The organism is Kitasatospora sp. NPDC002965, from assembly GCF_040611255.1.
Lineage (GTDB): Bacteria > Actinomycetota > Actinomycetes > Streptomycetales > Streptomycetaceae > Kitasatospora.
Window position 1 is genome coordinate 98,217 of record NZ_JBEXNT010000013.1, and the last position, 13,386, is coordinate 111,602.

12 protein-coding genes are annotated in these 13,386 nt (G+C 74.6%); 7 read left to right on the forward strand and 5 right to left on the reverse strand.

The genetic code is table 11. The annotated features are described in order from the left end of the window. Window positions 1–160: 160 nt before the first annotated feature. The gene (locus tag ABZY91_RS08580; protein ID WP_329883316.1) at window positions 161–1,276 is read right to left on the reverse strand and encodes an ADP-ribosylglycohydrolase family protein; all 1,116 of its coding nucleotides are present in this window, start codon (window positions 1,274–1,276) and stop codon (window positions 161–163) included. 191 nt (window positions 1,277–1,467) lie between these two features. Between ABZY91_RS08580 and ABZY91_RS08585 the strand changes: the two genes are divergently transcribed. Then, on the forward strand, window positions 1,468–2,580 hold the full coding sequence (locus ABZY91_RS08585; protein ID WP_355400825.1) for a tyrosine-protein phosphatase: 1,113 nt from the start codon (window positions 1,468–1,470) through the stop codon (window positions 2,578–2,580). Window positions 2,581–2,731: 151 nt separating this feature from the next. On the opposite strand, the gene ABZY91_RS08590 is transcribed toward ABZY91_RS08585, so the two are convergent. After that, on the reverse strand, window positions 2,732–5,317 hold the full coding sequence (locus tag ABZY91_RS08590; protein WP_355400827.1) for a bifunctional FO biosynthesis protein CofGH: 2,586 nt from the start codon (window positions 5,315–5,317) through the stop codon (window positions 2,732–2,734). A 190-nt stretch (window positions 5,318–5,507) separates the two neighbouring features. On the opposite strand from ABZY91_RS08590, the gene ABZY91_RS08595 reads away from it, so the two are divergent. The 3 genes from ABZY91_RS08595 to ABZY91_RS08605 all read left to right on the forward strand — a co-directional run bounded on the left by ABZY91_RS08595 (window position 5,508) and on the right by ABZY91_RS08605 (window position 8,841). Next, window positions 5,508–6,821, forward strand: a complete 1,314-nt coding sequence (locus ABZY91_RS08595; protein ID WP_355400829.1) for a DUF2092 domain-containing protein — start codon at window positions 5,508–5,510, stop codon at window positions 6,819–6,821. 153 nt (window positions 6,822–6,974) lie between these two features. Then, window positions 6,975–7,907 carry an ABC transporter ATP-binding protein gene (locus tag ABZY91_RS08600; RefSeq protein ID WP_329883312.1) on the forward strand — a complete coding sequence of 311 codons (933 nt, stop codon included), beginning with the start codon at window positions 6,975–6,977 and terminating at the stop codon, window positions 7,905–7,907. Then, window positions 7,894–8,841: an ABC transporter permease gene (locus tag ABZY91_RS08605; protein WP_355400831.1), complete on the forward strand. Its 948-nt coding sequence runs from the start codon at window positions 7,894–7,896 to the stop codon at window positions 8,839–8,841. The genes ABZY91_RS08600 and ABZY91_RS08605 overlap by 14 nt, the downstream gene beginning before the upstream one ends. 162 nt (window positions 8,842–9,003) lie before the next feature. Here ABZY91_RS08605 and rarD read toward each other — a convergent pair whose 3' ends face one another. After that, window positions 9,004–10,035 carry an EamA family transporter RarD gene (rarD, locus tag ABZY91_RS08610; RefSeq protein WP_355400833.1) on the reverse strand — a complete coding sequence of 344 codons (1,032 nt, stop codon included), beginning with the start codon at window positions 10,033–10,035 and terminating at the stop codon, window positions 9,004–9,006. A gap of 197 nt (window positions 10,036–10,232) precedes the next feature. After that, window positions 10,233–11,084 carry an SDR family oxidoreductase gene (locus ABZY91_RS08615; RefSeq protein WP_355400843.1) on the reverse strand — a complete coding sequence of 284 codons (852 nt, stop codon included), beginning with the start codon at window positions 11,082–11,084 and terminating at the stop codon, window positions 10,233–10,235. Window positions 11,085–11,304: 220 nt separating this feature from the next. Here ABZY91_RS08615 and ABZY91_RS08620 point away from each other — a divergent pair, with 220 nt between their 5' ends. Next, complete coding sequence (locus ABZY91_RS08620) at window positions 11,305–11,640, forward strand: helix-turn-helix domain-containing protein (protein WP_329883368.1); 336 nt, start codon at window positions 11,305–11,307, stop codon at window positions 11,638–11,640. Between the two features lie 10 nt (window positions 11,641–11,650). Here the strand turns inward: ABZY91_RS08620 and ABZY91_RS08625 are convergent, their stop codons facing one another. After that, window positions 11,651–12,427: a TetR/AcrR family transcriptional regulator C-terminal domain-containing protein gene (locus ABZY91_RS08625; protein WP_329883309.1), complete on the reverse strand. Its 777-nt coding sequence runs from the start codon at window positions 12,425–12,427 to the stop codon at window positions 11,651–11,653. A 52-nt stretch (window positions 12,428–12,479) separates the two neighbouring features. On the opposite strand from ABZY91_RS08625, the gene ABZY91_RS08630 reads away from it, so the two are divergent. After that, window positions 12,480–12,701 (forward strand): DUF6011 domain-containing protein, encoded by a 222-nt coding sequence (locus ABZY91_RS08630; RefSeq protein WP_329883308.1) that lies wholly within the window; start codon window positions 12,480–12,482, stop codon window positions 12,699–12,701. Between the two features lie 171 nt (window positions 12,702–12,872). Continuing rightward, window positions 12,873–13,256 carry a VOC family protein gene (locus ABZY91_RS08635; RefSeq protein ID WP_329883307.1) on the forward strand — a complete coding sequence of 128 codons (384 nt, stop codon included), beginning with the start codon at window positions 12,873–12,875 and terminating at the stop codon, window positions 13,254–13,256. Window positions 13,257–13,386 lie beyond the last annotated feature (130 nt).

A 13,386-nucleotide genomic window follows, 5' to 3' on the forward strand; every position in this document is an offset into this window, starting at 1 on the left:
CAGGACCGGCAGGCGCAGCCCGGGACGCCCGCTCGGCAGACCGGCGACCGCTACGGGCATCTGGGCGTCCGGAGCCATGCACCCGTCAAGACCGGACCCCGCCGCTCGACGGCCCGGTCGCTCGACGGCCCGGTCGCGACGGCCCCGCCGCCCGACGGCCTCAGCCGAGCACCGGGTAGCGGGCCGACCAGGCCTCGCCCTCCGGGGTCCGTGCGCTGTGCAGTTCGGGCCCGTGCAGGAGTTCCAGGACGAAGTCGTCCGCCAGCTCCAGCAGCGCCCCCCGCCCCTCCAGGCCCACCACCAGGCCGGGCGGCAGCGCGGTGTCACCGTGCAGCACTCCCAGCAGGTTGCCGCAGATCGCGCCGGTGGAGTCGCTGTCCCCCGAGTGGTTCACCGCCAGCAGCAGCCCGGACCGGACATCGTGCGCGACCAGTGCGCAGTACACCCCGATCGCCAGTGCCTCCTCGGCGACCCAGCCCTCCCCCAGTGCCTCCACCCGCTCGGCGGACGGCTCCCCGGCCCGCACCGCGTCCAGTGCCGCCCGCAGCGCGGCCGTCGTCTCCTCGTGCGCCGGCCGCTCCGAGAGCAGGGCGAGCGCCAGGTGCACCCCCTCCTCCAGGGTGCCGCCCCGGGCCACGGTCTGGACGATCACCGCCAGCGCACCCGCCGAGAGGTACCCGGTGGGGTGGCCGTGGGTCAGCACCGAGCACTCCACCGCCAGCTGGAACACCAGCCCCGGCTCCCAGGTGGTGAGCAGCCCGAACGGCGCCGCCCGCATCACCGTGCCGCACCCCTTGGAGTGCGGGTTCTTCGGCGACTCCAGGGTGCCCAGCCGGTCGGCGTCCACCCCGGAGAGCCCGGACAGGCAGGCCTGCCCGGGCGCCCGCTGCGCGTACAGCCACTCCTCCCGGCCGAGCCAGCCGAGGTCGGACCGGCGTTCGTCCGGTCCCCAGTCCCGTTGGGTGGCGGCCCAGCGCAGATAGGCGCGGTGGACGTCGGTGGGCGGGTGCCAGCTGCCGGTGTCCCGGCGGATGTGGGCGCGGATCAGGCCGTCGACGGTGAACAGCACCATCTGGGTGTCGTCGGTGACCGCCCCCAACCGCCCGTACGCGGGGACGTAGCCGGTCACACCGCGCGGGCCGTGCGCGGCGCGGATCTTCTCCAGCGAGTCGAACTCGATGCCGGCGCCGAGCGCGTCCCCGATCGCCCCGCCGAGCAGACAGCCCCGCACCCGGCTGCGGAAGTCCTGTTGCTGTGCGCGTGACCACAGTGGCATCACGACGGGCGCCTTTCGTACGAAAGCGGGCGGACCGCGCGACGCACGGCCGGTCGCGCGCCCTCGCACTGTATTCGAAGGCCCGAACGGGTCGCGGGCCTCCCTGGAACACCAGCACTTCCACCCGATGTCGCCGGTCCGCCATGCCTCGTCCACGGACCGCCACCCCGGGCTGCCTACCGTCCCGGGCCATGACCATCTCCCGCACCCGCCTGACCGCGGCCGTCGCCCTGACCTGCGCACTGACGCTCGGCACCCCGGCGCTCGCCGCGGCCGCGCCGGCCGGCTCCCCCGCCCCGGCCGCCGCCCACCACGCCGCCCGCGCCGTCCCGTTCACCGCCGCCACCGCCACCCAGCAGGCCGACGGGAGCTTCAGCCTCACCTGGACCGCCCCCGGCGCCCGCGGCGTCACCGTCTACGCCGGCACCGACCCGGAGGACATCCGCCACCGCAGGCCCGTGGCCAGGGGTGCCGGCAGCGCGACCGTGACGGTCACCGGCCTGCCCGCCGCCGACCGCTGGTACTTCGAGCTCGTCCCCGACCGCGGCGCCCCGCTGGTGATCGCCGACCGCTCGCTGCACCTCGCCTCCGCACCCAACTTCCGCGACGCGGGCGGCTACCGCACCACCGACGGCCGCTGGGTGCGGACGGGCGTGGTCTACCGCTCCGGCGACCTCTCCAGGCTCACCGACCAGGACCTCGCCAAGCTCCGCCGCCTCGGCATCCGCACCGTCTTCGACCTGCGGACCCCGGCCGAGCAGAAGGCCGCCCCGGACCGGCTCCCCGCCGGCGCCACCGCCGTCTCCGCCAACGTGCTCGGCGCCGCCGACACCGGCGCGTTCAACGTCACCACCCCGCAGGCCGCCGTCCGGGCGATGGTGGACGCCGAGCGCACCATGGTCTCCGCCGACAGTGCCCGGACCGCCTACCGATCGGTGCTCGACTCCCTGGTGGAGCGTGACGACGAGGGCATCCTGTTCCACTGCACCGCCGGCAAGGACCGCACCGGCTGGGCCTCCGCCGCCCTGCTCACCGCGCTCGGCGTGCCGCGCGAGACGGTCGAGGCCGACTACCTCGCCAGCAACACCTACCGGGCCGCGGAGATCGCCGCCACCCTGGCCCAGTTGCCGCCCGCCTACCAGGCGGTCTACAAGCCGCTGCTGGACGTCCGGCCCGAGTACCTGAACGCCGGCTTCGACGAGGTGCGGCAGCGGTTCGGCTCCTTCGACGGCTACCTGAAGTCCGGCCTCGGCCTGGACCAGCGGGACCTGCGCGACCTGCGCAGCCAGCTTCTCGTCGGCTGAGGCCGGCCCTCGGCCCCCGGACCTTCGGCCCCGTCCGGCCGTCCGACTGTCCGGCCGCCCGGCCGCCCGAGAATGCCCGCCGCCCGACGCGAGGCGGACGGCGGGCCGGACGGGCCCGGGCGGGCCCGGACGGTTCGGGACGGTTCGGCCGTCAGTCCACCAGCGGCAGCAGCTCGGGAAGGTGCCCGTCCGAGGCGAGCGCGGCGGCCCGCCGCTCGGCCGGCACCTCGCCGTAGGTCGTGGTGCGCTGCCGGTGCGGGCGGCCGACCGCCTCGGCGATCGCCTGGAGGTCCCGGACCGACTTGTAGCTGCCGTACGCCGAGCCGGCCATCCGCGAGATGGTCTCCTCCATCAGCGTGCCGCCAAGGTCGTTGGCGCCCGAGCGGAGCATCTCGGCCGCGCCCTCCGCGCCCAGCTTCACCCAGCTGGTCTGGATGTTGGGGATGTGCGGGTGGAGCAGCAGCCGGGCCATCGCGACCACCGCCCGGTTGTCCCGGGCGGTGGGGCCCGGCCGCGCGATGCCGGCCAGGTAGACCGGGGCGTTGGTGTGGATGAACGGCAGCGTCACGAACTCGGTGAAGCCGCCGGTCCGCTGCTGGATCCCGGCGAGCAGCCGCAGGTGGCCGAGCCAGTGCGCCGGGGTGTCCACGTGCCCGTACATCATCGTGGACGAGGAGCGGATCCCCAGTTCGTGCGCGGTGCTGACGACCTCCACCCAGGTCGCGGCCGGCAGCTTGCCCTTGGTGAGCACCCAGCGGACCTCGTCGTCCAGGATCTCGGCGGCCGTGCCCGGGATGGTGTCCAGACCGGACTCCTGGGCCCGCTGCAGCCAGTCGCGGATCGAGAGGCCGGTCCGGGTGGCGCCGTTGACCACCTCCATCGGCGAGAACGCGTGCACGTGGATGCCGGGGACCCGTTCCTTCACCGCGCGCGCGATGTCGAAGTAGGCGGTGCCGGGCAGGTCCGGGTGGATGCCGCCCTGCATGCAGACCTCGGTGGCGCCCACCTCCCAGGCCTGGGCGGCCCGGTCGGCCACCTGGTCCAGCGAGAGGCTGTACGCGTCCGCGTCGGTGCGGCGCTGGGCGAAGGCGCAGAACCGGCAGCCGGTGTAGCAGACGTTGGTGAAGTTGATGTTCCGGGTGACGCAGTAGGTGACCTCGTCCCCGACCGTGTCGCGGCGCACCGCGTCGGCGATCCGGCAGAGCGCGTCCAGCGCCGGGCCGTCCGCGTGGAACAGGGCCAGCGCCTGCGCGTCCGTCAGCCCGGTCGGGTCGTCGGCGGCCACCGCGAGGGCCGACCGGACGTCGGCGTCGAGGCGCTCCGGCGCCCCGGCCGGCCCGGGGACGGAAGCCGCCTGCTCGCGCAGTACCTCCCAGTCGCCGTAGACGTCCTCGAAGTCGGCCCGGCGGTCGCCGGTCCGGCCCTCCCTGTCGACGGCGGTGTGCAGGTCGGTGCGCCCGTACGACTCCGGCAGGTCCTCCGGCTCCTGCCAGGGAAGCCCGGTGACCACCGCGTCCGGGCGGGCCAGGCCGGTGTCCGGGTCGGCCAGCGCCCGGACGTGCGGCAGCACCCGGGGGTCGAGCCAGGGCTCGCCGTGCCGCACGTACTCGGGGTAGACGGCGAGGCGCTCGCGCAGCTCGAAGCCGGCCGCCGCCGCGTGCTCGGCGAGCTTCTCGATCTGGGGCCAGGGACGCTCGGGGTTGACGTGGTCGGGGGTCAGCGGCGAGACCCCGCCCCAGTCGTCGATGCCGGCGCCGATCAGCCGCTCGTACTCGCCGTCCACCAGGTTCGGCGGGGCCTGGAGGCAGGCGGACGGGCCCATGATGTGCCGGGCCACCGCGACGGTGGCGACCAGCTCGTCCAGCTCCGCGTCCGGCATCCCGCGCATCGCGGTGTCCGGCTTGGCGCGGAAGTTCTGCAGGATCAGCTCCTGGATGCCGTGGTAGGCCCGGGAGACGCGGCGCAGCGCGAACAGCGACTCGGCGCGCTCCTCGTACGTCTCGCCGATGCCGATCAGCAGGCCGCTGGTGAACGGCACCGAGCTGCGGCCCGCGTCCTCCAGCACCCGCAGCCGGACGGCCGGCTCCTTGTCGGGCGAACCATGGTGCGGGCCGCCGGGCTCGCTCCAGAGCCGGGTGGCGGTGGTCTCCAGCATCATGCCCATCGAGGCCGAGACCGGCTTGAGCCGCTGGAAGTCGGTCCAGCTCAGCACCCCGGGGTTGAGGTGCGGGAGCAGGCCGGTCTCCTCCAGGATGCGGATCGACATCGCGCGGACGTAGGCGATGGTGTCGTCGTAGCCGTGCGCGTCGAGCCACTCGCGGGCCTCCGGCCAGCGGTCCTCGGGCTTGTCGCCGAGGGTGATCAACGCTTCCTTGCACCCGAGCTCGGCGCCCCGGCGGGCGACCTCCAGCACCTCGTCCGGGGACATGAACATCCCGTGGCCGGCCCGGCGGAGCTTGCCGGGGACGGTCACGAAGGTGCAGTAGTGGCACTTGTCCCGGCAGAGCCGGGTGAGCGGGATGAACACGCTCTTGGAGTAGGTGATGACGCCGGGGCGGCCGGTCGCTTCGAGGCCCGCGTCGCGCACCCGGGCGGCGCTCGCACAGAGGTCGCGCAGGTCCTCGCCCCTGGCCCGGAGGAGTACCGCCGCCTCGGTCGCGTCGAGCGCGACACCGTCCCGGGCCCGCCGCAGGGCTCGCCGCATCGCGTTGGCGGTCGGGATGTTGGTTGCGTCCATGCTCGCGACCCTACGCCAGTTCCCGCACGTTCCTCGTACGTTCGGAGGAGCCGACCCTGAGGTGCTGTCAGGGTCGGCTGCACCGCGAGACCGACCCGGATCTGGCCCTGCAGGGCGATGACGGAAGCGGTCCGGGGACGTCTAATGGAGACACAGGGACAGTCGGTCACTGACGGAGGGGTTGGACGCGATGACGGACGACAGGACGACCGCGGTGGGTGGTTCGGCGGACGGGTTCCGGGACGACTTCCAGGACGGGCTCCGGGAGGGCGTGCCGTACCGGTCGGGCCGCCGGACGATGATCAGGGTGGCGGTTCCGCTGGCGGTGGCCGCCACGATCGCCGCCGGTGTGGGGCTGGGGCCGGCGCTGGCGGACTCCTCGCCCCCGGACCTTCCGACGCTGACGGCGGAACAGGTGGTGGCGAAGGCCCTCGGCTCGCAGGCCGAGACGCTCTCCGGCACCGTGTCGGTCTCGGCCGACCTGGGCGTGCCGAGCCAGCTGCTCGGCGCCGCGGCCGGCGGGATCGGCTCGGGCGGCCCCGGTGGCGGCAAGTCGTCGGGGGCCTCGCCGGAGTCCAAGCTGACCGGTCTGCTGGGCGGTGAGCACACGCTGCGGGTCGCGGTCGACGGTCCGGACAAGCAGCGGATCGGCCTCCTGGAGCACCTCTCCGGGTACGAGCTGGTCCGCAACGGCGACCAGGCCTGGGCCTGGGACAGCGCCACCAACGAGGCGGTCCACCTGAGCGGGGTCCGGTCCGACGGCCCGGCCGCGCGGCCGGGAGCCGGCCACGAGGCCAGGACGCCGCTGACCGGGGCACCGACCACCCCGCAGGAGGCGGCCCGGCTGTTCCTCACCGCGAGCGCGGGCACCACCGCCGTGGCCGTGGACGGCACCGCGAGCGTGGCCGGGCAGAAGGCGTACCAGCTGAGCGTGAAGCCCACCCAGCCCGGCTCGACCATCGGCGAGGTGCGGATCGCGGTGGCCGCCGACAACGGCGTCCCGCTGGCCGTGGTGGTCAAGGGCTCCGACGGCAGCACCGTGCTGGACGTCCACTTCACCGACGTGTCGTTCGCCAGGCCCGCCGCCAAGACCTTCGAGTTCACCGTGCCCAAGGGCGCCAAGGTGACGGAGAAGAAGGCGTCGGAGGACCGGGCGGGCGCGGACGCGAAGGCCGAGGTCCCGCCCGGGGCGAAGGCCGCCGCGGAGGGCCTGAACGTGGTCGGCGAGGGCTGGACTGCGGTGCTCTCCGCCGCGCTGCCCAGCGGCGACGTGTTCGTCCCGGCCGAGGGCAGGGGCCCGCGCGGCAAGGGCGGGCGCGGGCCGGGTGCCGGCGAGGGCAAGGCGCAGAACCCGTTGGCGCTGGTCAAGTCGCTCGGCAAGCCCGTCGCCGGGGGATCGCTGATCAGCACCAAGGTGCTGAACGTGCTGGTCACCGACGACGGCCGGGTCTTCGCGGGCGCGGTGACCCTGCCGGTGCTGCAGAGTGCGGCCGGGGTGAAGTAAGTGACCCAGGCTCCGGTAACGGGGGACGTTACGGAGCCGGCCGGGGGCCGGGGCGCGACGACGCGCCCGGCCCCCGTTGCCGCTTCGCCCTCCCCGACATCGACGACGTCCACGCCCTCCTCCTCCCCCGCGTCCTCCGCGTCCTCCGACGACGTGATCAGAGCCAGGGGGCTGACCAAGCGGTTCCGTGGCGGCCAGCTCGCCGTGGACGGGCTGGACCTGACCGTCCCCCGGGGGTCGGTCTTCGGCTTCCTCGGACCCAACGGCTCCGGCAAGACCACCACCATCCGGATGCTGATGGGCCTGATCTCCCCCAGCTCCGGCGTGGCGACCGTGCTCGGCGAGTCGATGCCGCAGTCGGTCTCCACCGTGCTCCCCCGGGTCGGCGCGCTGATCGAGGGACCGGCGCTCTACGGCTTCCTCTCCGGCCGGGACAACCTGGCCCGGTTCGACGCGGCCGATCCGACCGCCGACCCGCGGACCCGGGCGCAGCGGGTGACCGAGGCGCTGGACCGGGTCGGCCTGACCGCCGCCGCCGGCAAGAAGGCCCGGGCCTACTCCCTGGGCATGAAGCAGCGGCTCGGCCTGGCGGCCGCCCTGCTCCAGCCGCGCGAGCTGCTCGTCCTGGACGAACCGACCAACGGCCTGGACCCGCAGGGCATGCGGGAGATCCGCGCGCTGATCCGGGAGGTCGCGGCGGAGGGGACGACCGTCTTCCTCTCCTCCCACCTGCTGGACGAGATCGAGCAGGTCTGCACGCACGCGGCGGTGATGTCGCGCGGCCGGCTGGTGGTGCAGGGCACCGTCGCCGAACTCGCCGCCCGGGCCCGGGGCCGGCTGGTGGTCCGGACCCCGGACACCCACCGGGCGGCCGAGGTGCTGCTCGCGCACGAGGTCGCCGGCGTGCAGGTCGGCGAGGAACGGGTCGACGGCGAGCTGGGCACCCTGGCCGAGGACGCGCTGCCCGGTCTCTGCGCGGCGCTCGTCGCGGCCGAGGTGCGGGTGCACGGCTTCGGGGTGGAGCGGGGCACGTTGGAGGACGCCTTCGTGGCGCTGACCGGGGAGGGCTTCGATGTCGCGGGCTGAGGTACCGGAGAAGGCAGCGGCCGTGCCGTCCGGGGCCCCGGCTCCGGGGACCGCGGTGTCCGGTGTCACGGCGGCTGCGGTGCGGCCGGCGCCCGGGCGGCGGCCGCAGACGGCGGCCGGGTTCCTGGCGCTGTTCCGCAGCGAGCTGGTGCTGACCTTCCGCCGGGTGCGGACCATCGTGCTGCTGGGGATCCTGGCGGTGCTGCCGATCCTGATCGGCACGGTCGTCAGGATCGAGACGGACGGGCCGCGCGGCGGCGAGGGTCCGGCCTTCATCGCGCAGGTCACCCAGAACGGGCTGTTCCTGGTGTTCACGGCGCTCGCCGTGGCCCTGCCGGTCTTCCTGCCGATGACGGTCGGCGTGGTCGCCGGGGACTCGGTGGCCGGTGAGTCCGCCACCGGCACCCTGCGCTACCTGCTGGTCGCCCCGGCCGGGCGGACCCGGCTGCTGGCCGCCAAGTTCACCGCCGGACTGGTCTTCTGCCTGGCGGCCACCGTGACGGTGGCGCTCGCGGCCGTGGCCACCGGGGCGGCGCTGTTCCCGGTCGGCGACGTCACGCTGATCTCCGGGGAGACGATCGGCCTGGGCTCCGCACTGCTGCGGGCGGTCCTGGTGGCGGCCGTGGTGGCCGCCTCGCTGGCCGGGCTGGTCGCGATCGGACTGTTCGTCTCGACGCTCACCGGCAGCGGCATCGCGGCGATGGCGGCGACCGTCGGGCTGGTGATCACCGTGCAGATCCTGGACAGCTTCCCGCAGCTGCACGCGATCCAGCCGTTCCTCTTCACCCACCACTGGCTCACCTTCGGCGACCTGCTGCGGGAGCCGATGTACTGGGACGGCGTGCTGAAGAACCTCGGGCTGCAGGCCGGCTACGTGGCGGTGTTCGGTTCGGCCGCGTGGTCCCGGTTCACCTCGCGGGACATCACGGCCTGAAGGGGCCGGGCCGGCGCCGGGACCGGGCCGCTCGGCGGACGGTGGCGGTGGCGGGCCCGGCGGCGGGGGTCGCGGGGGCCGTCACGAGGGACCGGGCCGCTCGCGGGACGGCCTCGGGACGGGGCCGAGGGCGCGGCCGCCCCGTTCGGCGGGTGACCGGGCTCAGCCGGTGGTGGCCCGGGCGGGCCCGGTGGTCGGCGTCGTGCCGGAGGGCACCGCGTCGGCCGGGGCCACGGCTGCGGAGGCGGCGGCCGCCGTCCGGGCCTGGGCGGCGGCCCGGTCCGTCCGGTCCGCCCGGACGCGCCGCAGGGCGTCCCAGGTGAGCACCGCGAGCGCGGCCCACACCAGGGCGAACCCGGCCCAGCGGGCGGGCGGCATGGACTCGTGGAAGACCGTGACACCGATCAGGAACTGGAACATCGGCGCCAGGTACTGCAGCAGCCCGAGCACGGTCAGGGGCACCCGGACCGCTGCCGCACCGAAGCAGAGCAACGGGATCGCGGTGATCACCCCGCTGAGCACCAGCAGCCCCGAGTGACCCCAGCCGAACGAGCCGGCGACCGTGTGCCCGAAGGTGCCACGGCCACTGACCTGCAGGTACACCAGGTAGCCGAGCGCGAAGGGGAACATGAAGGCGCTCTCCGCCGCCAGGCTCTCCAAGCCGCTCAGCCCGACCGTCTTCTTCAGCAGGCCGTAGGTGGCGAAGGAGAGCGCCAGGGTCAGCGCGATCCACGGCAGGCGCCCGTACCCGACGGTCAGCACCGCCACCGCGAGCGCGCCGATGCCCACCGCGACCCACTGCGCCCTGCGCAGCCGCTCCTTGAGCACCAGCACGCCGAAGGCGATGGTGACCAGCGGGTTGATGAAGTAGCCGAGGCTGGTCTCCACCACGTGACCGGCGTTGACGGCCCAGATGTAGACGCCCCAGTTGACCGAGATCACCACGGCGGCCCCGCCCAGCATGGCGAGCCGGCGGGGCTGGCCCAGCAGCGGGCGTATCCAGCCCCAGTGGCGCTGGACCAGGAGCAGGAGCACCACCGCGACGAGTGACCAGACCATCCGGTTGGCGAGGATGTCGTCGGCGGCGCCGGGCTCCAGCAGCGGCCAGAACAGCGGGAAGAGCCCCCAGATCCCGTACGCCGCGACGCCGAACCAGAGCCCTCGGCCGGCTTCCTGCTGGGTTGTCTCTGGCATGGACCGCCTGCTCTCCGCGCGCGCCTGTGTCGAGGCGACGGTAGCGGGCACGGGGGCAGGCTGTCATCTCCGTATTCTGATTTTGGTCATGACAGTCGTCGCGGCGGGGGCACGGCGGCGCAGCATCGCAGCCGCCCGCCCACCCGGTCACCCGGTGCGACGGGCGGGCGCCCGGGGCGGGCGCCCGCGCGAAGGGCTCAGGCCCCGAGCGCCACCTTCACGCTCTCCGCCAGCGGGGCGGTCGGACGGCCGATCAGCCGGGCCAGGTCGCCCGGGGTGCCGGCCAGCTCGCCACGCGCGATGCCGGCGTCCACGTCGACCAGGATCCCGGCGAAGCCCTCCGGCAGCCCGGCGCCGACCAGCACGGCGAGGTGCTCGGCGGGGGTCACGTCACGGTGCTCGACCGGCTTGCCCGAGGCCTGCGCCAGCTCGGCCGCCAGCTCCGGGAGGCTCCACGCGACGTCGCCGCTGAGCTCGTACACCGCGTTCTCGTGGCCCTCACCGGTGAGGACGGCCACCGCGGCGTCGGCGTAGTCCCGGCGCGGGGCGGAGGCGATCCGACCCTCGCCCGCGCTGCCGACCACCACGCCGCGCTCGGCCGTGCCGGCCGCGTCGCCCAGGTAGTTCTCGGTGTACCAGCCGTTGCGGAGGAGGGCGAACGGGAGTCCGGACCCGCGGATGACCGCCTCGGTGGCCTTGTGCTCGTCGGCCAGCTTGAAGGTAGCCACGCCCGGCGCGCTGGTGTAGGCGAACAGCGCGACACCGGCGGCGCGCGCCGCCTCGACGACGGCGGTGTGCTGCGGGATCCGGTGGCCGACCTCGCTGCCCGAGATCAGCAGCACCCGGTCGCCGGCCGCGAAGGCGCTCTCCAGGCTCTCCGGCCGGTTGTAGTCGACCACCCGGACGGCCACGCCGCGCTCCGCGAGGTCCGCGGCCTTCTCCGCGGAACGGACGGCCACCGCCACCTCGCTCGCGGGGACCTTGGCCAGCAGGCCCTCGACGACGAGGCGGCCGAGCTGTCCGGTGGCACCGGTGACGACGTACATGATGCTGCTCCCTGTGGTGGTTGCCCGTTGAACTTCTGCCTTCGACACTCACTTTAGGGGCGGCACTAACCTTTCGTAAGTACGCACTTCAAAGTAGGGTACTGACATGCAGGTAATGAACTCCGCCGACGCCCGCACCGCGGCCGGACCTCCGGCCGAGCCCCTGGCCGGACCACTCGCCACGCCGCACCGCGCCCTGCCCCCCGCCGACGTCTTCGACCGCATGTGCCCGTCCCGGGGCGTGCTGGAGCACGTCACCAGCCGGTGGGGCGTGCTGGTCCTGGGGGCGCTCGACGAACGCGGCTACCGCTTCAGCGAACTGCGCCGCCGGATCTCCGGGGTGAGCGAGAAGATGCTCGCGCAGACCCTGCAGACCCTGGAGCGCGACGGCTTCGTCCTGCGCGAGGCGCACCCGGTCATCCCGCCCCGGGTCGACTACAGCCTGACCCCGCTCGGCCGGGAGGCCGCCCGACTGGTCGCCGGCCTGGCGCACTGGTCGGAGGCGCGGGTGGGCGCCGTCCTGGCCGCCCGCGACGAGTACGACGCACGCGGGCGCTGAGCCTGCGGGCTCAGCCCTCGCGACACTCCTCGATCAGCGCCGCCAGCCCGTCCAGCACCCGGGCCAGCCCGAAGGCGTACGCGTGGTCCGGGTTGTACGCGCCGCCGTACGCCTCGCCGGCGGCGCTCCCCACCCGGGCCGCCACCGGATACCGCTCGGCGTCGAAGACCCGGGCCAGCAGCGCGGCGTTGGCGGTCCACCACTGGGCGTCGGACATCGCGCTCTCCTGCCGCGCGGCCCGCCCGTCGGCGGCCATCCGGGCGCAGGTCTCGACGAAGCCCAGCAGGTGCGTCAGCGCGGCGTCCAGCTCGACGTCCGGCAGCCCGGTTCCGGCCAGGGCCCCCAGCTCGTACTCGTACTTGGCCATCAGCCCCGGCCCGAGCGGCGGGCGGCTGGTGGCGACCGCCACCGTCCACGGGTGGGCCCGGTGCAGCGCGCGGTTGTCCTCGGCGACGGCGGTGACCCGCGACCGCCAGCCCGCGTCGGCGGGGACACTCCGGGGCATGGCCGCGTAGACGGTGTCCAGCATCAGGTCGAGCAGCTCGGCCTTGCCCGGCACGTAGGTGTACAGCGCCATCGGCGAGACCCCGAGGTCCTGGGAGACCCGCCGCATCGTGACGGCGTCCACGCCCTCGGCGTCGGCGATCGCGATCGCCGCGGCCGCGATCTCCACCGGGGACTTCGCCTGACGCGGCCCGCGGCGGCCGGGCCGCTCCTCCGCCGTCACGCCCCAGAGCAGCGCGAGGGTCCGCGCCGGGTCACCTGCGCTGCTGCGGTCACTGGCCATGCGCCGATCCTTTCACGCCCGCCGCCCCGGCCGCCGGGCTACCGTCGCCCCCATGACCGACCGCGCCCCCGAACCCCTCCCGCTCACCGACACCCCCGGCCTCGTCCGCCCCCGGGTCACCTGCCGCCGCTGCCACCGCCCCCTGCACGACCCCGAGTCCCGCATCCTCCGCCTCGGCCCCGAATGCCGGGACCCGGCGGATCGCGTCGCCCGCCACGACGTCGACCAGGACCCGCTGCCGGGGCTCGACGGGGCCTCGGACCGCCGGCCGTAACCCGGCGGCCCGCCCCTACGGCCCGCCCCGGCCGACCCGGCCGGGCGCGCCCGCTCGGGACCGGCCTCCCGATCGGCCCGGCCCGGGGCGGCCCGGGGCGGCCCTTGCACAATTCTCCGTACTATGTATAGTGTACTGCGTACGGGATAATCGCCGACGAGAGGGACCAGCATGCAGATCACCTCCTCCGCCGTTTCGCTCACCGTCGAGGACGTGGACGCCTCGGCGTCGTTCCTCCGGAAGCACTTCGGATTCACCGAGCAGATGGCGTCGGACGGGTTCGTCTCCCTCGGGCGGGAGGACGCCGGGCTGAACGTGGTCTTCCTGCGGCGCGGGATCGAGGTGCTGCCGGAGGGCTTCCGCGACCAGGTCGCCGCCGGACTGATCCTGGCCTTCGTGGTCACCGACGTGGCCGCCGAGGAGGCCCGGCTGCGGGCCGAGGGCGCGGAGATCACCATGGCCCTGCGCGAGGAGCCGTGGGGCGAGAAGCTGTTCCAGGTCACCGACCCGAACGGGGTGGTGATCCAGCTCGTGGAGTGGGCGGAACAGTCGTGACGGGCCGGCTTCCGGCCGCATGACGGAGCGACGCCCCCGCCCGCCCTTGCGCTTGACCTCCTGGACGGCGGCGTGGGTGTCGTAGGTCTCACCGGACTGGCTGACCGCGAGCTAGAGGGTGTCGGCCTCG

Bases quoted from the DNA above. Each gene is read 5' to 3' on its own strand.
- ABZY91_RS08580 (WP_329883316.1), bottom strand. From the start codon at position 1,276: ATGCCACTGTGGTCACGCGCACAGCAACAGGACTTCCGCAGCCGGGTG.
- ABZY91_RS08585 (WP_355400825.1), top strand. From the start codon at position 1,468: ATGACCATCTCCCGCACCCGCCTGACCGCGGCCGTCGCCCTGACCTGC.
- ABZY91_RS08590 (WP_355400827.1), bottom strand. From the start codon at position 5,317: ATGGACGCAACCAACATCCCGACCGCCAACGCGATGCGGCGAGCCCTG.
- ABZY91_RS08595 (WP_355400829.1), top strand. From the start codon at position 5,508: ATGACGGACGACAGGACGACCGCGGTGGGTGGTTCGGCGGACGGGTTC.
- ABZY91_RS08605 (WP_355400831.1), top strand. From the start codon at position 7,894: ATGTCGCGGGCTGAGGTACCGGAGAAGGCAGCGGCCGTGCCGTCCGGG.
- rarD (WP_355400833.1), bottom strand. From the start codon at position 10,035: ATGCCAGAGACAACCCAGCAGGAAGCCGGCCGAGGGCTCTGGTTCGGC.
- ABZY91_RS08620 (WP_329883368.1), top strand. From the start codon at position 11,305: ATGTGCCCGTCCCGGGGCGTGCTGGAGCACGTCACCAGCCGGTGGGGC.
- ABZY91_RS08625 (WP_329883309.1), bottom strand. From the start codon at position 12,427: ATGGCCAGTGACCGCAGCAGCGCAGGTGACCCGGCGCGGACCCTCGCG.
- ABZY91_RS08630 (WP_329883308.1), top strand. From the start codon at position 12,480: ATGACCGACCGCGCCCCCGAACCCCTCCCGCTCACCGACACCCCCGGC.
- ABZY91_RS08635 (WP_329883307.1), top strand. From the start codon at position 12,873: ATGCAGATCACCTCCTCCGCCGTTTCGCTCACCGTCGAGGACGTGGAC.